This window comes from Neolewinella xylanilytica (assembly GCF_002934605.1).
In the GTDB taxonomy this organism is placed as follows: Bacteria; Bacteroidota; Bacteroidia; order Chitinophagales; family Saprospiraceae; genus Neolewinella; species Neolewinella xylanilytica.
Genome location: NZ_PTJC01000005.1, coordinates 1,297,734 through 1,318,567, shown reverse-complemented (window position 1 = coordinate 1,318,567; position 20,834 = coordinate 1,297,734). Strand labels below are relative to the sequence as shown.

Annotated in this window: 18 protein-coding genes; 8 read left to right on the top strand and 10 right to left on the bottom strand. The window is 60.5% G+C overall.

What is annotated here, in order from left to right; all coding sequences use genetic code 11:
- Positions 1–49 precede the first annotated feature (49 nt).
- Positions 50–1,741: a glycoside hydrolase family 43 protein gene (locus tag CLV84_RS05195; RefSeq protein WP_104418667.1), complete on the top strand. Its 1,692-nt coding sequence runs from the start codon at positions 50–52 to the stop codon at positions 1,739–1,741.
- A 45-nt stretch (positions 1,742–1,786) separates the two neighbouring features.
- Here CLV84_RS05195 and CLV84_RS05190 read toward each other — a convergent pair whose 3' ends face one another.
- The 3 genes from CLV84_RS05190 to CLV84_RS05180 all read right to left on the bottom strand — a co-directional run bounded on the left by CLV84_RS05190 (position 1,787) and on the right by CLV84_RS05180 (position 4,623).
- Complete coding sequence (locus CLV84_RS05190; protein ID WP_104418666.1) at positions 1,787–2,542, bottom strand: sulfite exporter TauE/SafE family protein; 756 nt, start codon at positions 2,540–2,542, stop codon at positions 1,787–1,789.
- A 3-nt stretch (positions 2,543–2,545) separates the two neighbouring features.
- Positions 2,546–3,985, bottom strand: a complete 1,440-nt coding sequence (locus CLV84_RS05185; protein ID WP_104418665.1) for a M20 family metallopeptidase — start codon at positions 3,983–3,985, stop codon at positions 2,546–2,548.
- A gap of 62 nt (positions 3,986–4,047) precedes the next feature.
- Positions 4,048–4,623, bottom strand: a complete 576-nt coding sequence (locus CLV84_RS05180; RefSeq protein WP_104418664.1) for a hypothetical protein — start codon at positions 4,621–4,623, stop codon at positions 4,048–4,050.
- A gap of 183 nt (positions 4,624–4,806) precedes the next feature.
- Here CLV84_RS05180 and CLV84_RS05175 point away from each other — a divergent pair, with 183 nt between their 5' ends.
- Positions 4,807–5,736, top strand: coding sequence for a Gfo/Idh/MocA family protein (locus CLV84_RS05175; RefSeq protein WP_104418663.1), 930 nt, complete (start codon positions 4,807–4,809; stop codon positions 5,734–5,736).
- 299 nt (positions 5,737–6,035) lie between these two features.
- On the top strand, positions 6,036–7,151 hold the full coding sequence (locus tag CLV84_RS05170; RefSeq protein ID WP_104418662.1) for an SMP-30/gluconolactonase/LRE family protein: 1,116 nt from the start codon (positions 6,036–6,038) through the stop codon (positions 7,149–7,151).
- Here the strand turns inward: CLV84_RS05170 and CLV84_RS05165 are convergent.
- The gene (locus tag CLV84_RS05165) at positions 7,148–7,474 is read right to left on the bottom strand and encodes a hypothetical protein (RefSeq protein WP_104418661.1); all 327 of its coding nucleotides are present in this window, start codon (positions 7,472–7,474) and stop codon (positions 7,148–7,150) included. The two genes, CLV84_RS05170 and CLV84_RS05165, sit on opposite strands and share 4 nt — an antisense overlap.
- Before the next feature lie 101 nt (positions 7,475–7,575).
- Positions 7,576–8,934, bottom strand: a complete 1,359-nt coding sequence (locus CLV84_RS05160; protein ID WP_104418660.1) for an FAD-binding protein — start codon at positions 8,932–8,934, stop codon at positions 7,576–7,578.
- Positions 8,935–9,374: 440 nt separating this feature from the next.
- Between CLV84_RS05160 and CLV84_RS05155 the strand changes: the two genes are divergently transcribed.
- On the top strand, positions 9,375–10,502 hold the full coding sequence (locus CLV84_RS05155) for an NAD(P)-dependent alcohol dehydrogenase (RefSeq protein ID WP_104418659.1): 1,128 nt from the start codon (positions 9,375–9,377) through the stop codon (positions 10,500–10,502).
- Positions 10,503–10,750: 248 nt separating this feature from the next.
- Here CLV84_RS05155 and CLV84_RS05150 read toward each other — a convergent pair whose 3' ends face one another.
- The 5 genes from CLV84_RS05150 to CLV84_RS05130 form a co-directional block, all read right to left on the bottom strand.
- Positions 10,751–13,225 (bottom strand): glycosyl hydrolase 115 family protein, encoded by a 2,475-nt coding sequence (locus CLV84_RS05150; RefSeq protein WP_170067580.1) that lies wholly within the window; start codon positions 13,223–13,225, stop codon positions 10,751–10,753.
- A 44-nt stretch (positions 13,226–13,269) separates the two neighbouring features.
- Positions 13,270–14,685, bottom strand: coding sequence for a cellulase family glycosylhydrolase (locus CLV84_RS05145; protein ID WP_104418657.1), 1,416 nt, complete (start codon positions 14,683–14,685; stop codon positions 13,270–13,272).
- A 204-nt stretch (positions 14,686–14,889) separates the two neighbouring features.
- Positions 14,890–15,540, bottom strand: a complete 651-nt coding sequence (locus CLV84_RS05140) for an SDR family oxidoreductase (RefSeq protein ID WP_104418656.1) — start codon at positions 15,538–15,540, stop codon at positions 14,890–14,892.
- A 74-nt stretch (positions 15,541–15,614) separates the two neighbouring features.
- A complete protein-coding gene (locus CLV84_RS05135; protein ID WP_104418655.1) occupies positions 15,615–16,196 on the bottom strand; it encodes a hypothetical protein in 582 nt (193 codons plus the stop codon).
- Between the two features lie 73 nt (positions 16,197–16,269).
- Positions 16,270–17,406 (bottom strand): PepSY-associated TM helix domain-containing protein, encoded by a 1,137-nt coding sequence (locus CLV84_RS05130; protein ID WP_104418654.1) that lies wholly within the window; start codon positions 17,404–17,406, stop codon positions 16,270–16,272.
- A gap of 287 nt (positions 17,407–17,693) precedes the next feature.
- Here CLV84_RS05130 and CLV84_RS05125 point away from each other — a divergent pair, with 287 nt between their 5' ends.
- The 4 genes from CLV84_RS05125 to CLV84_RS05110 all read left to right on the top strand — a co-directional run bounded on the left by CLV84_RS05125 (position 17,694) and on the right by CLV84_RS05110 (position 20,811).
- Positions 17,694–18,488, top strand: coding sequence for an SDR family NAD(P)-dependent oxidoreductase (locus CLV84_RS05125; protein WP_104418653.1), 795 nt, complete (start codon positions 17,694–17,696; stop codon positions 18,486–18,488).
- A 310-nt stretch (positions 18,489–18,798) separates the two neighbouring features.
- Entirely contained in the window at positions 18,799–19,038 is a 240-nt protein-coding gene (locus tag CLV84_RS05120; RefSeq protein WP_104418652.1) for a hypothetical protein, read from the top strand.
- A gap of 173 nt (positions 19,039–19,211) precedes the next feature.
- The gene (locus CLV84_RS05115; protein ID WP_104418651.1) at positions 19,212–19,784 is read left to right on the top strand and encodes a DUF4255 domain-containing protein; all 573 of its coding nucleotides are present in this window, start codon (positions 19,212–19,214) and stop codon (positions 19,782–19,784) included.
- Between the two features lie 7 nt (positions 19,785–19,791).
- Positions 19,792–20,811, top strand: a complete 1,020-nt coding sequence (locus tag CLV84_RS05110; RefSeq protein ID WP_104418650.1) for a hypothetical protein — start codon at positions 19,792–19,794, stop codon at positions 20,809–20,811.
- The last annotated feature ends 23 nt before the right edge of the window (positions 20,812–20,834 follow it).

Below are 20,834 nucleotides of genomic sequence, written 5' to 3'. Positions count from 1 at the left end.
CAACATAACTATTATCTTACATCGATCCGACAAGCCTAAAGTCAACTTCATGCGATTTCCCCTACTCCTTCTTTGCTCGCTCTTGATCTGCGCCGGCTGTAGCGAAAACGTGGTCACCACCGCCGAAACGTCCGCTCCAGAATTCCAGAACCCAATCCTGGCCGGCTTCTACCCCGACCCGACGATCTGCCAGGCGAACGGGAAGTTCTACCTGACGACGTCCACTTTCGCCTACTTCCCCGGCTTGCCGATCTTCGAGAGCGAAGATCTGGTCAATTGGGAGCTGATCGGCCACGCGATGGACCGCCCCAGCCAGCTCAACACGATGGGTAGCGGCGTCAGTGGCGGGCTATTTGCCCCGGGGATGACCTTCCACGACGGGGTGTTTTACATCACCTGCACCAACGTAAGTGGCGGCGGCAACTACATCATCACGGCCACCGATCCGGCGGGGCCCTGGTCGGAACCGACCTATCTCCCCGAGGTGAACGGGATCGATCCTTCCCTCTTTTTCGACGAGGACGGGAGTATGTACATCGTCTACAACAGCATTCCCCCGGGCGATAGCTCCCTGTACAGCGGCCACCGGACGATCCGCCTCTACGCAATCGATCGCGAGTCCCTCAGCGTAACCGGCGAACAAACCCTGCTCGTCAACGGCGGTACGGATCTCAGCCAGGAGCCGGTGTGGATCGAAGCCCCGCATATCTACCACATCAACGACTACTACTACCTGATGTGTGCCGAGGGCGGTACCGGGCCCCAGCACTCGGAGGTAATCTTCCGTAGCGACAGCGTGCGCGGGCCCTACGAGCCCTGGGATCAGAACCCCATTCTCACCCAGCGCCACCTCGATCCGGATCGGGAGCACCCCGTATCCTACGCCGGCCACGCCGATATGGTGGAACTGGAGAACGGCGACTGGTGGGCCGTCTTTCTCGCCGTCCGCCCCTACGAAGGCAACTACTTCAATACGGGCCGCGATACCTGGCTGGCGCCGGTGCGCTGGACCGACGATGGCTGGCCGGTCATCAACCCCGACTTCGAGGAGGTACAGTTCAGCTACCCGACTCCCCTCGGCACCACCGTTGATGCGACAGGCGACCGCTTTTCCGGCAACATCGTCTTTACCGACGAATTCGAGGGGGACAGCCTCAACCTGCGCTACCTTTTCTTACGCACGCCCCAGGAAAAATGGTACGACCTCTCCGATGGCGAACTTACCCTGGAACTGCGCCCCGAAACGGCTTCCGGTCGCGGCAACCCGAGCTTTGTCGGCCACCGCCAGCACAACATGACCGGCGAAGCATCCGTCCTGCTGGATTTTGAACCCTCGGCCGACAACGAGTCGGCCGGACTGATCGCCTTCCAGAACGAGCGACGCTTCTTCTACATCGCCAAAACCATGGCCGACGGCCAACCGGTGATCCAGTTCAAAAAGTCGGTGGATAGCCGGGAAGGCGGCACCGAGGTCATCGAAAGCGCTCCGGCGCCGGAGGGTCCGGTGCAGCTGCGCATCAGCTTCGACGGTGCGGATTACGCGCTGTCTTTCGCCGGTGCAGACGGAGACTGGCAAACGCTGGCCGAGGGACTGGACGGAAAATACCTGAGCACCGACGATGCCGGCGGGTTCGTAGGCGTCGTGCTCGCCCCCTACGCCACTTCCGACGGACAGGAATCGGACAATACGGCCTCCTTCGAGTGGTATCGGTACGCGGGAAATGACGCGGTGTACCGGTAGGCTTTTCGGTTACGATGCTTTTTCCGCTCCCGCGCCCCGGCGCAATTACCTTCCCCCGAGCTGGCCGTAAAGCAGTAGCACGCCGCTGACGAACGTGAAGGCCAGCAGAATCCGCCGGAAGGTGAGGCTTTTCATGCCGGCCAGAAACCGCTTTCCGATGAGGTTGCCGACCGTGGCCCCGATGCCGAGCGCGAGCCCGTAGGTCCACAGCTCGCCCGTGAGGAGGCCAAAAAAGGTGTAACTCCCAAGTTGGCTAAGCCCCATCAGGAAAGAATTGGCCGTTTTGGTGGCGACCAGGTCCTCCTTATCCAGGCCGGTGTTCAAATAAAAGGGGTTGAGCACCGGCCCGAGTGCCCCGATGATGGTGCCGAGTACGGAGACGAGCAGCCCTAAGGGTACGAACCACCACCGCTGCATCGCGAACGACCGCTCCCGCTTGCCGAAGCGGTACTGCCAGACGGTGCTGATGAGGAAAACCCCCACCAGGAGCTGCAGCCACTCCAGCCGGAAAGTAGCGAACAGGTAGCCCCCCAACCACGCCCCGATGATGGCCGCCGGCGCGTAATAGGCTACGATGCGCCAGTGGATATGCTTCCAAAAGATGACGAGCCTGGCGGGCCGGCCGATGAGGGTACCCAAGTTGAGCACCGGGGCCGTCTGCCCCATTCCGATCAGCCAATTCAGGACGGGAACCAGCACCAGCGACCCGCCGCCGCCGGCTACGGTGGAAAGGAGGAATGCTCCGGTGCCCAATCCGGCGAGTAACGGAAGGATGACCCAGTAGGAGGCTTCCGCCAGCATAGCTTAATTGCGGTAATCGAGCGGCGGCTCGCGATCACCGAGCAGCGCCTTGTACACGAAGTCGGTCCCCCGCTGCTCGTTCAGCTCGGCCCGGGCCCGCTCGAGGAGCTCGGGTTGGCGGAAGAGGTCCATAGCGGTCAACGCCATCGTTTTGGCCGCCACGACCATCCCCTTTTTACCGATCGAGGTGCCCCCCGCCGCGATCGCCTGCCAGCTATGGGCGGAGGTACCCGGCACCCAGGTGGCCGTACGTAGCCCGACGGTCGGCACCGCCCAGCTGACATCCCCCACGTCGGTAGAGCCCCCGCTACCCTTGCGGATCACCTGAAAGGGCTCCACTACCGCGGCGGTCGACAGATCGGCTTCCCCCGCGTTCTCGAAGGTGGCCGCGATGCCCTCCGCAAAGGCTTGTTCCTCCGCGTCGTATTCGACCCCGCCGATCTGGCGCAGGTTTTCGTGCATCACCTCCCCCAGGGTGACGTTAGGCAGCAGGTTATAGGCGCCGTGAATCACCTCGTAATCCATCGTAGTGCCGGTACCCAGTGCCGCGCCCTCGGCGCATTTGACCACCCGCTCGAAGTTCGCGTCCACCAGGGCCATTTCCGGGTGGCGGACGTAGTAGAACACCTCGGCGAAGTCGGGAATTACGTTCGGGGCCTCCCCGCCGCGGGTGATCACGTAGTGGATGCGGGATTCCATCTCCACGTGCTCGCGCAGCATATTGACCATGTGATTCATGGCCTCCACGCCGTCCAGCGCGGAGCGGCCGTTCTGGGGCGCGGCGGCGGCGTGGGCCGAGATGCCGTAGAAGCGGAATTTGGCCGATTTGTTGGAGAGCGAGGAGGCCGCGTCGGCGGAGTTCCCGTCCGAAGGGTGCCAGTGGATCACGGCGTCCACGTCGTCGAAGAGTCCGGCCCGCACCATATACACCTTGCCGGCGCCACCCTCCTCGGCGGGGGTGCCGTAGAAGCGGATGGTGCCCTCCAGCTCATTCTCCTGCAGCCAGTTCTTGACGGCGATGGCCGCGGCGGCCGAGCCGGTACCGAAGAGGTGGTGGCCGCAGGCGTGGCCGGCGTTCACGTCGATTCGTTCTTCCCGGTCGGGACTGGCGGTCTGGGTGATGCCGGGCAGGGCGTCGAATTCACCGAGCACGCCGATGACCGGTCCGCCGGATCCGTAGGTAGCCGTAAAGGCGGTGGGGATGTCGGCTACCCCCGCTTCGACGGTGAACCCTTCTCCTTCGAGAAGCTCCTGGAGCAGGGCCGAGCTCCGTTGCTCCTGGTAGCCGACTTCGGCGAAGTCCCAGATTTGCTTGGCCACGCCGAAGTACGCCTCCGCCCGGCGGTCGATGCCTTCCACCACGGTGGTTTCCTCGGAACTAAGCTGGGCCGTCAGCGGCAAGCCGATCAGGGTGAAGATGAGCAGCAGGTACGGATTTCGCATTGTCAGTCTTTTGGGTAAGACCGAAAATACCCTGAAACGGCAATAAATAAAAGCCCGTCGCCTCAGAAGCGGTAGCCCATCCGCAGCGCCGGCTGAAAGGCGATCGCTTTCGGGGTATAGGTGCCGGCGCCCAGGCTGACCGGTTGGGCGCCCAGGCGGGTACCGGCGGCCACGACCATTTCCAGGTAGAGCCCCCGTAAGTTTTCTTCCTCCCGTCCGAAGGCCCAGCGGTATCCGGTCTGCAGGCTGGCTTCGATACTTTTTTGCGTGGCCCGGTCTTCGTTGATCGTGCGGCTCAGGGTTTCCTCGTGGAACGCCGTATGGAGACCCGCGAAGAAACCACGCCCGGGACGCAGGAAGTAATCCGCACCGAAGCCGAGACCGGAGGTACGGATGCTTACGTTACGTTCCGCCACGACCATACCGGCTTGCCGGTGGTTGAAGGTGGTCACGCCGAGCCGCAGGTGGTTGTGCTGGTACGCCAACCCGACGGCGTAGCCACCCCGGGGGATAGTCAGGGCGTCGAAGTGTGCCTCGAGGCGACCGGAGGAACTGGACTGGGCGGAAAGGAAGGTGGGGAGCAGGCAAAAAGCCAGCAGGGTGAGCCCGCAATAGCGGACAATCCGTGTAAAATTCATCGTGTCGTTTCTATAGTGTCGCTTCTCCGGAAATATCCGGGAAGTATCAATGCAACCGTAAAGATCGGTTAAAAGTTCGGCTTGGGCAATACGCGGTCCGTTGCGACAACGTTAAAGTAGGTTTGGGCGCCGGGGCGCGGGAACGGGTGCCGGTCGGTCCGCCGGGCTTATCTTGCCCTGATCATGCCCCCTACTTCCAAACTCCGGATCGCCCTTATCGGTCTGGGCGACATTGCCGACAAGGCCTACCTCCCGCTCATGACCACCCACCCGGGCGTCGAGCCCGTACTGTGTACACGTGATGCAGACAAACTCAGTGAGTTGGCGGCACGCTACCGCATTGCCGAAACCTATACCGATCTGAGCGACCTGCTCGACCATCGCCCCGACGCGGCGATGGTGCATTCCGCGACGGAGAGCCACGCCGCGCTCGTCACGGCCCTGCTGGAGGCGGGGATCCCGACGTTCGTAGACAAACCCCTGAGTGATTCGCTGACCGCTTCCGCCGGGCTGATCGACCTCGCCCGGGCAAAAAATTGCCCGTTATTCGTTGGCTTCAACCGGCGGTATGCCCCTCTGATCAGCGCCCTGAAGGCCAAAGATGCAGCCATCCAGATGACCTGGCACAAAAACCGGGTGGACCTGCCGGGCGATCCCCGGCGCTTCGTCTTCGATGATTTTATCCACGTGGTAGACAGCCTCCGCTTCCTGGGCGAAGGGCCAGTGAGGCACTTCACCGTGCATACGCGCATGCGGGGCGATGGGCTGGCGAACGTGCAGGTCCGCTGGCTGCAGGGGGACTGCCTACTGACCGGCGGCATGAATCGCGTCAGCGGCATCACCGAGGAAACCGTGGAATACTATACCCCGGGCCACAAATGGCAGATCGAGGAACTGCACCGGGGCTACCACTACCACGGTAACCAAACCGACCGCCTCGGCTTCGGAAACTGGACCCCGACCCTGGAGCAGCGGGGTTTCGGGGCCATGATCGACCACTGGATCGCGGTGGTAAGGGGAAAGCCGTTGCCCCCCGATTACCTGGACGGGGTGCTGGAGAGCCACCGGCTTTGCGAGGAGATCGTGGGGCGGGTGGGAGATAGCTTGCTGTAGCGGGCGCGCCCACTGGGTGCACTTAGGTCGGTTGCCTTCTTCGAGCTCGTAGAGTTTGGTCATCGGTCGGTGATAGTATAAGGTCGGGTGGTCTCCGACCCGAGGCTTTCACGTTTAGCCTTTCGACCCCGAGGGTCTCCACCTTGGATTTTTGTGCCCGAGCACCACCAAGCTCAGGCCGAAGGTATACCACGGCCACAGCCATGTCATTCAAAAGCAACAGTGGGTGGAGCACCCCGCCAACTTCGAACCCACCCCCTCTCCACCGACCTATATTGTTCTACCCCTTAACCAATAGTATGATGCGTATCGCAATCCTCTTGGCCATACTGGCCCTATCCTCGGTTTCCTCCGCCCAGGAAGTCGACCCCGACATGACGGCCGGAACCGAATTGGAGCCCGGCGTACAGCACATGCTGTTCAGTTTCCCCGATTTCCTGGCTCAGCCCGATGGCATGGCGCTCGACCGGGCCGGGAACGTATATGTCTCCAATCCGAATTTCAACAATCCGGAATACCCCGGCCTGCTTATCAAGATCACCCCGGACTACGAATGGAGTGTCTTCTACGCCACCCCCGCTCACCCGGAAACCCGGAAAGCCGGGCCGATGGGCATCACCTTCGGCACCGACGGCAATCTCTACATCGCCGACAACCAGTATTACGTTAATAAAGACTACGCCAGCCGAATCCTTCGCCTTAACATGGAGAACGGCCAACCCACCGGCGTGGACGTGCTGGTCACCGGCCTGAAACACCCGAACGCGGTACGTTGGCACGACGGGGCACTGTACGTCACCGATACCAAATGGGAAGTGGAAGATTCCACCAACACCAGCGGTATCTGGCGCTTCCCCGAAGCGGAACTGCAGGATTCTATCCACGTAGCCTCCACCATGGACGCGGAATACCTGATCGATACCCTCCACGCCATCCGCCAGCCGAATGGTATGGCCTTCGGGGCGGACGGTATGGATTTCGACAGTCAGGGAAATATGTTCGTCGGCATGTTCAGTGACGGGCGGGTATTCAAGTATGCCATGAACCTGGACGGAACCGTACAATCCCGGGAAGTCTTTCTCGAATACGGCACGATTCCCAGCTGCGACGGCATCTTCATCGACCGGAACACCGATAATCTCTACATCGCCGACTCCCAGGCCAACGCGCTCCGCCTCGTCGAAGCCGACGGCACCCTGCACACCCTCGCCGAAAACGGGAACACCACGGGCGCCGACGGTAAGATGGATCAGCCATGCGAGCCGCTACTAGTCGGCAACAAACTCTTCATCGCCAACTTCGACAGCCCCAACGAGAACTTCGTAAACGAGCGCTACGACGACATTCACAACATGACCATTCTCCAAGTGCCCCAGGAATTTCTCGGCGCGATCGAGGGGGAAGGCGGTCGCTAAGCTTTTCGAAAGAGCCGGAAAGCAAAGGTGGCGGCGAAGATGCCGTAGACCACGGTGGCCATCCAGGGGATGGTCATCCCGCTTAGACGCGCCAGTCGACCAACCGCGAATACGGCTACGAAGGCATGGGCGAAATTGGCAACAACCACCGGCCTACCATACATACCCCCGATTTTGCTGCGGCGGCTCAGCCAGTTCAGCCCGGCAAACCCCAGGTAAACAGCCCCGAGCAATTGATAGATCGGAACCGCAGCCCCGTCGGGATTTGCGTGCAACCGGCCGGCTACCTCCTCGGGCAGGAAAGTGAATAAGACGCCGGCCAACGCGAAAATGATGGCCGAAGCAGTCAGCAGTCAGCGAGTTGCCATAAACGCTAGTTTGAGGGATTCTACTTTCCTGCGCCCCGTCGCCCGAAACAAGCAGGTTACCAGACCCGGTTGTCCAGATAAGTATTGTGGAATTTTTCCTCCGGGTCGTAGCGCTTGGCCAGCGTTACGAAATCGTCCAGCTTCGGGTAACGCTGGCGGAGGGTGGCGGCATTGATCGTGAAGAGTTTACCCCAGTGTGGACGGACGGCGAAGGGCGCCAGGGTTTCTTCAATTTTCGGCAGCAGGGCCAGCACCTCCGGCTCCTGCTGTTTCCAGGTGAAGTGGAGGGCAACGCTGTCGCGCTGGTAGGCCGGACTCATCCAAAGACCGTCGGCGGCGATGGTGCGGATCTCGGAGATCAGCAGCAGGGGATTTACCTCATCGGCCAGGGCCTCAATGGCTAAGATGGCTTCCACCGCATTCTCCCGGGGAACGAAGTATTCCGATTGCAGCTCCTCTCCGGCGCTCGGCGTGAAGCCCATCCGGAAATGGGGCAGCCGATCGTACCAGGGTCCCGGGCGGCCCATCTGGTCGCTGACGGCCTCGGTGGACAGCCCGGCAATGGGGTGCATGTTCTCCGTAGCGGCCAGCGCGCCGTAATACTCCCCCCCCAGCTCCTCGGCGTGGCGGTCCGTACGACGCTTGATCCAAACCTCGCTGACGTTCCCGTCCAGCCAATCGGTGAACAGGCTGACGCTATAACCGGCGGACATGATGGTATCGAAGTGATCGACCACCGAAGTCAGGGGAAGATTATTGTAGATATGCTGACGGACCTCGAAGGTGGGCTGTACCTCCAGGGTCATCCGGGTGACGATACCGAAGGCGCCGAGACCGACCACGACGGCTGGAAAATCCGGGTGCTGGCGGTCGATGGTGACCAGTTCCCCGTCCGGCCGGACCAGGTCGAAGGACACCACTGCCGTGGCCAGGTTACCGTTTTCCACGCCGGAACCGTGGGTGCCGGTCGCGCAGGCTCCGGCCACGGTGATGTGGGGCAAAGACGCCAGATTGTGGAGGGCGTAGCCACGGTCGTGCAGCTCTTCGGCGAAGTCACCGTAGCGGGCGCCGGCCTCGACGGTAACCGTCATATTCGCTTCATCCACGGACAGCATCCGATTCAGGCCGGAGGTAGTAATCTGACTTCCGGGACTGTCGGCGATGTTATTGAAACAGTGGCGGGAGCCCAGGGCTTTCTGTTTACCAAGCTCCAGGACCAACTCCTGCACTTCCTCCACGGTGCCCGGGCGGTAGAGGCGCTCGGCTTGGTAGGTATAATTGCCGGCCCAGTTTTGCCGGGTTCCCGGGTCCTCGACCAGCCCCGGTAAGACCTGCCGCCCGCAGGCCGAGAAGGGTACGACCAGGCCGCCGGTAACGATCATCGAAGTGGTTTTCATAAATTCTTTTCGGTTCATGATTCGGCGACTTTAAACGGGGGGCAGCCAAGGCCAGGGGCCCGACCGAAACCCCAACTTACGGAAAAGCAGCCGGGGCGTCCCGGTTTCGGGTGCGCGAATAAGCTCCTTCCCCATCGCCGGTTACGCCCGGAAAGCTGCCTGAATTTTCCTAACAAAGTACGTACCGGTCAAAATGGGGCTTTTCGGTGAATATACCGGTAGCGTGGTGAACTATGTCCCGGATGCCTAGCTTCCGGTACCGACGGCAATCTAGATTCTTCCGTCCCTCCCGTCCGGGTTTCGGTGATCCGTCCGATTCTCCCTTACGTACCCACCGGTACGTACAGGAATTGTCGTTTGCCGCGTCGGACCGGCCTTACTCCTTATGAGCGTGCTTTGGGGCGTGGTATTCCCTACACGTTCCAAACAATCTGCTAACCCAACCAAAACCAACGTTTATGCAAGTGTATGGATACGGCGCTATCTCCGCCAACGATACCCTGAAGCCGGTCGTTTTCGACCGAAAAGAGGTCCGCGCCGGCGAGATCGGCTTCAAAGTGATTTACTGCGGCGTCTGCCACTCGGATGTCCACCAGGTGAACGACGACTGGGGCAACTCGGTCTACCCCTGCGTACCGGGCCATGAGATCATCGGTCGCGTAACCTCCATCGGCGAAGGGGTCACCAAGTTCAAGCAGGGCGACCTCATCGGCGTTGGCTGCATGGTGAACTCCTGCCAGCAGTGTGAGGAGTGCAAAAGCGACATGGAGCAGTATTGCACCGGTCCGAAGGGCGCGACCCTGACCTACAACGGCCCCACCGTACCCGACGGATCGAATACCTACGGTGGATATAGCACCCACATGGTGGTACGGGAAGAATTTGCCATCACGATCCCGGACGGCATGGAGCCGGAGTATGCGGGCCCTATCCTGTGCGCCGGCGTTACCACCTACTCCCCCATGAAGCACTGGAACCTGCAAAAAGGCCAGACGCTCGGTGTAGCCGGTATCGGCGGACTCGGGCACATGGCCGTACAGCTCGGCAAGGCCCTCGGCGCGAAAGTGATCGCCTTCACCGGCCACGAAAGCAAGCGCGATGAGATCCTGAAACTGGGTGCCGACGAGGTAGTCGTGACCGGAGATGAGAACGCCATGCAGGAAAAAGCGATGAGCATCGATCTGTTGATCAATACTATCCCTTATCCCTTCGACCTGTCGATCTTCATTCCCCTCATGAAGAAGAACTCCAGCCTGGTGATGGTGGGCAACTTCATCGAGATCCCGAAATTCGTCCCGGCCGACCTGGTATTCAACCGGATCGAGGTTGCCGGTTCCCTGATCGGCGGCGTCAAGGAGACCCAGGAGGTGATGAATCTTTGCGCCAAGCACGGTATCCGACCCCAGATCGAGGTCATCGGGATGGACCGGATCAACGACGTATTTACCAAGCTACGCGGCGACACGACGGACCACGCCTTCCGCCACGTGATCGATATGGAATCGCTCCACACCGAGGTAGCCGGTGGCGAGCCGGATGCCGAGAGCATCGAGCAGCCTACCCGCGGTGAGGTGGTGGGTGCCTGAGGGTGATCCGTTTCGTTTTTAAAACCCCCACCGGGCGATGCCGGGTGGGGGTTTTTCGTTTGCTGGGTTTGTACGCTCCGGAACCGGTTCGTGAGCTCCCGCCCGCGACCCTATCCGAGCGTAGCGAGGGGTGAATCCGATGCCCCCGGGAAACGGAGAATAAGGGCTAGCTTCGAATACGCTGATGATAAGCGAGAAAGCTTTCCGCTGCCCCCCTGGCCCTACTACTGGTCGGGAATCGCCCCACCCTATCGCCGGAGCTCATAAAACTCGGGATAGTCCGCCGGATATACCGCAATCTGGTCGATGACGATCCCCGTCTGGTTGACGGAGAGGCGCAGGGTATGAGGGCCGGCTTCATCCAGGCTGACGGAATGGGTCACCTCGACGTGGTTACCGAGTACGCCCTCTTTCCAAGCTTCGCTACGGCCGCGGGTATTGAGCGGGTAATCCGTGGCCGGTTGGTCGTTAACCGCTACGGCAAGCTCGTGACCGAAGTCATTGGCGTGGGTAGGCAAGCACCGCACCTCGATGGTGTAGGTGCCTGGTTCGTCGACCTCGAAAGTGTAATCCACGGAGGGCCGATCGGTAAAGCGGGCAATGTCGAGGGGGAATAACGTCAGGGCTTCCCCACCGTAGCCGAGCCCCGGAATGGTTTGCCAGCGGAAGGAGTCGGTCGCTTCGGCGGTGGTGTAGGCCGCAACGGGTATGGTTTGCGGTGCGCCGGGGATCGGTTCCGATGGTTCGGCTGTTGCCGCGTCGCCAAAGTCGGGCAGGTCGAAGACCGGCAGGCCCCGCGACCGGTAATCCATCATGTTGTTCCACTTGCTACCGGCCAGCACATCGTTGTAATAGTTGGTCAACACCCCGATTTCCCCGTAGGCGTTGCTTGCGGCGCGGCGCAGGCTGTCGCGTCGGTCGGGGTCAGCGGTACGCGCGGCCAGCGTAGCGTAGCCGTAAACCTGATTGAGGAGCGAAGCACCGCGGACGGGGTAGTCGACTAGCTCGAAGTACGCATCCCGGCGGGCTACCGGCAGCAGGGCGGCAATCGCACGCGACCGGGCGTATAGTTCTCGGTAGGCATCTATCCGGCGCTGGAACTCGTTGTCGTTGGCGGTGGTAAAGGCCGCGGGGCGGGTAGCGGTGGTCGGCTCCGTCTGACTCCAGCCCATGTATTCCGGTTTGCGGAGCATGGCCAGGAGGTAGTATTCACGGAGGAGGGGTGCGATCTCCGGGGCGGCGAAGACTCCGAATTCCCGGCTGGCCCACTCGGTCAGGTGGCGGTCGATACCTTCCCGGCCGATCGCCTCGACATCCCAGGCCAGATCGAGAAAGAACTCCATGTTGTACTCCGCGGGCTTGATATCGCCCACGTTCGCGATCCAGATGTCGCGGGCCCCGTTGGCATAGGCGCGCTGCATTTCGTACCAGATCAATCCGGGCTGGGTAGTAGACAGCCATAGGTAATCGTGGGGGCGGCCCCAGTAGCTGAGGTGATAGTAGACCCCGCTCCCACCACTCCGTTCGCGGTCGGTTCCTTCGCTCAGCCGGCGGATGTAACCATAGTTGTCGTCCGTCCACATCAGGGTAATGTCTTCGGGTACGTCGAGGCCGGCGTCGTACAGATCCAGTACTTCCTTATAGGTAACGAAGACCTGTGGGACTTCATCGGCGGGCACCCCCTTCTCCTCCTCCAGCATACTTCGCTGCTCGGTAATGATCGTCTCAAGCAGGGCCACCCGTTCCTCCAAGGTGGCGTCACCTTCCATCCCCGAATCGTGGATGCCGCGCATGCCGACGGTGTAGAGATAGTTATCGGCCTGAGTTTCGGTTACCCGCTGGCGCCAGTAGTTCAGGATGGTGTCTGCGTTAGTCTGGAAATTGTAATCGCCGCAACGGTCGTGGTCCCACTCATCCACGTTGTTCCGGAGCATGGGCTCGGCGTGGGAGCTGCCGACGAAAATATGGTAGCGTTCGGCCATCTCCCGGTTGCCGGGAACAGTGAAGAAGGCCCGGGTGGAAGGGTGCATAGCCGGCCAGATCGTATTAGCTTTCAAGCGCAGCAGCAATTGGAAAATTTTCTCATAGGTTTTCGGTCCGATGTCCCCCACTTCGGGCTCGAAGGTCTTCGCCGCCCAGGGCTGCAGCCCCCAGTCCTCGTCGTTCAGGAAAATGCCCCGGTAACGTACGGAAGGCGATTCCGTGATGCCCGCTTCCGGCAAGTCAAGTTCGAGGGGTTCCCGGGGCAGCACGGGCACGTCCGCCCACCACTTCCAGGGGGAAACGCCGAGGCGCTCGGCCAGGTCGAAGACGCCGTAGACCGTTCCCCGGAGATCCCCGCCGGTGATCAACAGGCTGCTGCCCGTCCGCCGGATGGAAAAGGCCTCCCACTCCGTAGGTAAGTTAATTCGGTGTTTCTCCGGAAAGCTTTGCACCAGCGCTCCGGCGCCCAACCCGATGTAAATTCCCGGCTTTTCCGGATCGAAGGTCGTTGCCGCTACGACGTCCACCTCGCGTCCGGCCAGCGTTTCCAGATCGCCGGCTAAATCCGCCGCCGCCCATTCCAACAGGCTGTCGGCCCCCGCCTCCAGGTAAACGACCGCCGGTCGGTCGGCTTTGAAAAGCGGTAAGGGGCCCGTTTGCGCGCGGACCGTTACCGAAAAAAGCAGCAGGCAAAGGGTCTGCCAACGGCGGGCCGGCCAAAGAACGTCGAAGGTATGCATGCGGAAAAGGTAAGTTATATCGGTCGTCGGGTAACCACGCTCCATTACCGGCTCTTGACTACTTTGAGACTGCGGGTACCCCTGACATCCAGCACACTCAGCAGGTACACGCCCACCGGCAGCCCCTCACCAATTTCCATACTGGACCGTACCGCGGTGGCCGGCCAGTAACCGACGTTGCGGCCATAGGCATCCGTGAGCCGGAGTCCGTAGACCAGTGCCGGATCGGCAATGCGCAGGGTAAGGGCCGCCGGGAAGGGATTGGGGAAGAGCGCTACCCCCAGGTCGACGTCTTGCGGGGTGTTTCCCGTACTTACCGTACCGCCCGCTCCATCCAGCAGGGCATTGAGTGCCCCGGCGTCCACTACCGCCCCGCTCGTGCGGTTGAAGAGCGCGAAGCCGTTATCGCCGTAGTAGCCATTGTCCCAGTAGATCGGTACCATTCCGTTTTCAACGGCGGACGCGACGACGTATTCCAAATAGTACTCCCGCGATTCCAGGTGATCGGTAAGCTCGCTGCCGGTGAGGGAGCTTCGCCGACCGACACCGAATTCACCGAGGATGACCGGTACCCCTTCGGCTACCCACTCCGCGTTCACCTGACCGAATAGGTCATCGGTGTACGCTTCCTGCCCCCAAGTGCAAACGTCGCCGTCCGCCCAGGGCTGCCCCCAGACCGTACAGGCGCTGGCGGGATCCTGATCGAGCGTAAAATTGTAGGGATCGTAGTAGTGTACTTCCACGAACAGCCGGTCTTCCGCCGGATCTTCGGGGAGGGTGAAGTATGCCAATCCGTGCCCGATGTTCGTATTGTAGGTCTGCACGATGAGGCTGCGCGAGGCGTTGTTGCCCCCGGTGGCGCGGACGGCGGTCACGAACGTCTGGTTGTAGGACTCCTGTACCTCGATGTTTTCCACGGTGGGGGTCCCGTAATTGGCCCGCACTTCGTTGGTGCCGGCAAAGAGCAGGCGTTCGCCGTAATCCTTAAAGTAGTTGGCGATCTGCGTCCAGTAGGCCAGCTGTTTTTCGTTGACGGCTGCCTGCATGGTGTAGACGGGTTGCTCCTCGAGCCAACCGCCGTCCCAGTGGCTGTTGAGGATAATGTACATATCATTGGCGATGCCGTAGTCCACGACTTCCTTCACCCGCGCCAGCCAGTCGGCGTCGATTTCAAGCGATTCCTGGTCGGCGTAGCTGTTCCAGGCCGAGGGGATGCGCAGTACGTTAAAACCCGCGCGGCTAACCGAATCGACGAGCCGCTTGGTGGTGGCGGGATTACCCCAGGCCGTTTCGCCATCGGGCACCTCCAGGGAGTTACCGAGGTTCCAGCCTACGGTCATCTCGGCGGCTACAGCGGCGGCGGTGGGCAATTGCGCACCCACGGAGCCACTAAGCAGCAGCAGGAGGAAGGCCCTAGCAAGGGGGGGAATAAAAAGGTGGAGGCGGGGGTTATGCATCATCGAGGTATGGGTTAGTAGTGCAGGGTCGACCGGGTAAGGGTAAGCGTCCCCGGTACCATACAAGCAATCTACCCTGTGATTCCCGTTCGCGAAGGCGGTTGTTTCCCGTTTGCGGACAATCGTTTCATTCCCCCCGCCTAAGCGTTACGGGTACCCCCCCCGCCTACCCTTTGGGCGGCGGAGCGCGGGAGCAAAGCATACCTCCTATAAAGCGGCCACTGCATCCGCGATGCGCGTCTCTCCCCGGGAAAATTCGATCACCTTACCGATTGAAGTCCGGTTACCAAGCACCTCCACGATTACACTGGCCACGTCTTCGCGGGGTACGTCGCGGGGTTCCGCTCCGGGTCGGGCCGTGTCGATCTTACCGGTACCGGCCTCGTTCTTGAGGGTGCCGGGGCGGACGATGGTGTAGTCCAGTCCGGATTGCTCCAGCATACGATCGGCGTAGTGTTTGGCCACGTAATAGGGCTTCATTTCATCGGGCCACTTGTCGCGGTCGCCGGTGAACAGGGCACTCACCAGCACGAAGCGATTGACCCCGGTCGAGTTGGCCGCCTCCATGGCCTTGACGGCCCCGTCCAGGTCGATGGTGAGGGTTTTATCCGCTCCGGTATTGCCCCCGGAACCGGCGGTAAACACTACGGCATCGATCCCTTTCATGTGCCTGGCGAGGCTTTCGACGGTGTCTTCGAGGCTGGCCACCCGCGCTTCGACGCCCTTCTTTTCAAAGTCGTCGGCCTGTTCCGGTTTGCGAATAAGGGCTACCGGGGTGAAGTCGGAAGCCGCGTGGAGTTTGTCGGTGAGGAGGGAGCCTACCTGACCGTGGGCCCCGATGACGAGTACGTGTTGCATAGTGTATATATACCTGGTTCTTCACCGTCAATGGCGGGGCGGGCGGAAAGTTCGCTCACGGGTGGTGCGGCGGATCAGAAACGGTAGCCCACGTTCACCGCCGGGATGAGGTACAGCGACCGGGGGGCGTAATGCTCTCCGGCGATTACCAGGTCGCCCGCATCCAACTTGCGGAAGGCGGCCAGCGAGCCCGACAAATAGCATCCGCGGTAGTCCGTAGCCATCTCGCCGAAAAGGTGGCGGTATCCGATCCGTACGCCGGCGCTGACCGACTTCTGTAAGCCGTTGCCGTGGGTGGAGCGGGCAAAGAGTTGGTCGCTGTAGAAATCACTCAGTGCCCCTACGAAGGGGGTACGCCCTGGCCGGAAAAGGTAATTGACCTCGAAGCCGATCCCGGAGCTCTGGACGGCAACGTGCTGGTTCCCCACGAAGAGCCGGGGCTGATTGACGGCGAAGGATTTCACGCTGACCCGGAAGGGACCGGACTGAAAGCCCATATTGAGGGTATACCCCCGAAAAATGAAAGCGGCCGGTTCCAACTCAACCTCGAAATGCCCGGACGGCGGAATACTGTCCTGACCGCAAAGCGGCGACCAATAAAGAAATAGCAGGGGAAACAGGCCGCCAAAAAGCAGCCGTCGGGGGCAAGTGATCATGTGTGTCGTATCCTAGTGTCCGGCTATCCGAAAAAATTCGGGTAGCTATTCAATCCGGAATAAAGGTAGGGCTTTAGGCCGAGACGCGCCGCCGTTTCTTCTGCAGCTTATTCCACCAGATCAGCGTACCGGTGATGGGCAGGGTGGTAGCGATGAGGCAGGCCAGGAAGTATAGGATCTTGGAAAAGGTGCCGAAGATTTCGCCCGTATGCAGGGGCTTGATCAGGCCGGCGATTCGCTCGCCCAACCCCTTATCGGCAAAGCGGACCGTAGCCAGTACCTGGCCCTGCTCGCTGAGGTACAGCTGGTCGTAGGTAACCGGCGACCAGGCGCTGGCATCGTATTTCCGGAAGGTGTAAAAGGCGTTCTGTTCGGCGGGCAGGTTCACCGACAAATCGCCGGCCCCGGGCAAGGTAGCATGGGCGCTGGCGATGGCTTCGTCCAGGGAGATGGTGGTTTCCTGCGCTCCGGCGCCCGCTTCGAACTCCGGTCCGCTACGGTCGAACACCTTAGCTCCGATGACGGCGCTGAGTCCTTCGCGGTAGCCCTCGAACGACCAGCAAAGCCCGGTGAGTCCCATGATCACGATGAAGATGCTGGCGTAAAAGCCGAGGGTGTTGTGCAGGTCGTGGTTGATTCGCTTCCAGCCGGCGGCGGTCTTGATCTTGAAGCCCTGCTTGACGGACTTCCACCGCACTTTCCTGGGGAACCAGAGCACGATGCCGGAAACGGCGAGCACCATGAAGATGATGGTCGCTACGCCCACGATGGGCCGTCCGATAGCGGAATCCAATAGCAACCAGCGGTGCAGCCGGAACATGACGAAGAGAAAATCGTCGGCGGAAGAGGCCCCCTCCTCCCGGGCAGTGGCGGTATAGGGGTCGACCAGTACCGTGGTGCCCCGGCGCTCGCTCGGATCCTTCTTGACGGAGAAGCGATACGGCGCATCGGAAGCGGCCGGAATGGTGATACCGGTCACGGTGCCTTCCCCGCCCTCCTCCAACGAGGTCACGAGTTGGGAAACGGCCAGTTTCTCCCCCATCGGCGTCACCGTCATCTCCTCCCGGGTGGCATCCTTGATCTCGTGCTCGAAGGTCAGGATGGTGCCGCTAAGGCAAACCAGGAAGAGGATGATCCCGCTCGCCAGCCCCAGCCACAGGTGGATGTCGTTGGTCAGCTCACGGAAGCCGTAGGAATGCGTTTTTGCCATGGGGAATTTTGTTAGGGTACAATCGTTGGGGTGGGCGCCGGGGCACCCGATCTGCGGCGGACTGCGAAGGGTCGGACCGGGCGGGCAAATCCGGTAGGAAAGGAAAGCGTAGAACCACGTGGATCGGCCAACATCTTTATCTAGACTAACTATAGATAACGACAAAAGTACACCGGTACCCTGCAAATCAAAAGTTTGCCGGGCCTTTTCTGATTATTTGATCCGGAGGCTGGCGGTTAGGGACAACCTCCCGCCACGGGGGTGGTTGTGAGGGAAACCTATCGAAGATGGACTTACAGTTGAACGGAAAAGTAGCCCTGGTCACCGGATCGACGGCGGGGATCGGTGCCGCCATTGCCCACCTGCTCGCTGCCGAAGGGGCCGAAGTGATCGTCAATGGCCGCAAGCCGGCGGACGTCAAAGCGGCTGCCGCCGCACTCCGGGAGAAAACCGGGAATTCCAGGGTGCGGGGCATTGCCGCCGACTTTTCCAAACCTACGGACATCGACAACCTACTCGCCGAATTACCGGAAGTCGACATCCTGATCAATAACGTCGGCATTTTCGGCGAGGTGGCCTTCGCCGAAATCACCGACGAGCAGTGGTTTACGACCTTCGACGTGAACGTGATGAGTGGGGTTCGCCTGGCCCGCCACTACCTCCCGCGGATGTTGAAGAAAAACGCGGGCCGCATCATCTTCATTTCCAGTGAGTCGGGCGAGAACATCCCCACGGAAATGATCCACTACGGGGTGAGCAAAACGGCCCAGTTGGCCCTGTCGCGCGGACTGGCCCGCCTCACCAAGGGGACCAAGGTGACGGTTAATTCGGTGCTCCCCGGCCCGACCCTGAGTCGCGCCAACGAAGCCTCGCTCGAAAAACAGGCCAGGGAAAATGGCAAATCGCTCGACCGGGTCAAAGCGGACTTCATCGACGAAAAACGCCCCACCTCCCTGATTCACCGCTGGGCGGAGCCGGAGGAAGTGGCGAATATGGTGGCTTACGTGGCAAGCCCCCTCTCCTCTGCGACCAACGGGGCCGCGCTGCGGGTAGACGGCGGGGTGGTGAACTTTATCGTATAGCCCCCCCGGCTTTCACCCTCCCGGTACCGTGTACGGCATTCTTATTCATTTCGCCCATCGAATAGTGATGGTGGCGGGCTGAATCCTATGGGTAACGGTCAGAAGTACGGATCTAATAAACAAGATACCGACCGGGCGCGATTGCAGGGTGTCTTATTCGATCAATCGCGATTATCCCGTATATTAAGATAGACGGTATGAATGCTTTCTCAAATACGGGATTGCCATAGCCGGTATTGCTGATATTCCGGATTTTACTCCACCTCAGGACACCGATCGGACGGATTAGAGAAATACTACGCCAGCCTATATGAAAGCATTTATCGCCCGTGAATTTGTCTGGTTGCTGGCTACGCTGGTGCTGGCTTTCCCCCTCGCCTTTATTTGGCTGTCCGCGGTGGATCTCGTATCGCCCGCCCCCGCTTACAGCCCCGACGAAAAAGTATTCGTGACGGAGCTGTTCGTTATCGCTTATGCCGTCTGCTTCATTGGCGTTTACCTTTTCCGGTTGGTGATGATGGCGATCAAACAAGTAGCCATCCCGGCATAAAAGATAAATAACGTGATACAGGACAGAATTAAATATTTTCTCCTATATTACTTATGTTAAAACATTCACTCCCTTTTTTCGGCCCGCCCTTTTAGGGTTGTCATACCCCTATATAATTATTTCGTAACTGACGGCATCGTCAGAACACTACTCTAGTATCCCAACCTCAGTAAATGATTTACACCGTATTAACCGCATTGGTGGAAGACCTCAATCGGCACCTGCAACGGTCGATCAGCGAAGCGCGCACCCTGGCGGCCTTATCGGGCCTGGTGGATCTGGACGGCAATCCCGCCACGGGCATCGAAAACCGGATCGTGTGTACGCTGACGGGGCTAGAGCAAGACAAGCACAATCTCAACCGGCCGCCGCGGGCCGGCGCGAAGGTGAATCCACCCATCTGCCTGAATTTGCGGCTATTGCTATCCGCCAATTTTCCGGGAAACTACCCGGAAGCGCTAAAGTTCCTGGATCTGTTGGTCGGCTACTTCCAGAACAAGCAGGTCTTCACTCCGAATAACACCCCCGACTTTCCGGCGGGCATCGATAAGCTCACCGTTGAAATCGAGAATCAGGAGCAGCGGGAACTGAACGAACTTTGGGGCGCCATCGGGGCAAAGTTGGTCCCGTCTCTATGCATCCGCATCCGGACGGTACCCATTCAACACGATCGGGTGCTGGAAGAGATCAGCGAGGTACGCGGCGTGGGCGTCACTACCGGACTAAGCCCAACGCCCCAAGACTGACCGCCGTATGGAGATCGCCTTCTCGCCGCTGCTGAATATCTACCTCCACCATCCGTACTTTACTACGGGGGTAAACCCGGCCATCGAAGTCGTTCCCTTCGGACCCACCGAGGGTCTGCTGCGCCACTATCAACTCCGCTGGCACCGGCGGGATTACGGGTACACCCTCTACTACGGAACCACCGGTAATCGGACACCACCGCTTATGGATCCCCCCGTTTCGGTACTGCTCACGTTCCTCCTGCGCTCCGGCGACCCGCTGTTCTCCAACTACACCGATTTGCCCATCGACGATCCTGCCGCGTCGGGCTACTATTTCAGTAGCTGGGAAACAGTGAATGGTGAATTGAGCCCGGCGGCGTCCAACCGGCACCCCGTCTTCCCCCCCTCCTTCCTGCTACCCGACCTTTCGCCCGACGAGCTCACGCTGCGCGATGCAGCCGGCAACGCCCACGACGAGGGCACGATACTGGGGACGGAGGACGAAAGCGTACGGATCGACCTGAGCCAATCGGCGCCCGGGCGCTACATCCTTTTCCAAGCCGGAACCCCCTACCTGACCTTCATAGGCGGTAGCCACTCCTTACCCCCCGGGGCGATCGGACTCCTACAGTGCCTGGTTTCAATGGAGACCCACCCCACCGCCGTGACCGACCTGACCCTGTCGTTTGCCGCCCGGTCCACCCGGTGGCGGTACCTCGTGGTGGATTCGGCGACCGAAGAATCGGAAACGGTCACCTTTAGCATCAAGGAAGCATCGCCACCCGCCGGTGCCTCCGCCGTCGCTTTCGTGGAGGCGCCCGAAACCCGCCGCCTGGCCAACGGCCAGGAAGCCGTGGAATTGGTAGCGGATACGCCGGTCGCCCTGCGTCAACGCCCCGAGCGGCAATTCCAGTTGAACCGATCGGCCACTTCCGGGTCGGGAACCGAAACCATGACCCTGCCGCTGCCATCCGCCGGCCCATCCCGGATCATTCCCGACCCCGGAAAGGAGACCTATTTCTCCGACCTCTTCATCTACCTGTGATACTTCCTCCCATTTGCTATTAA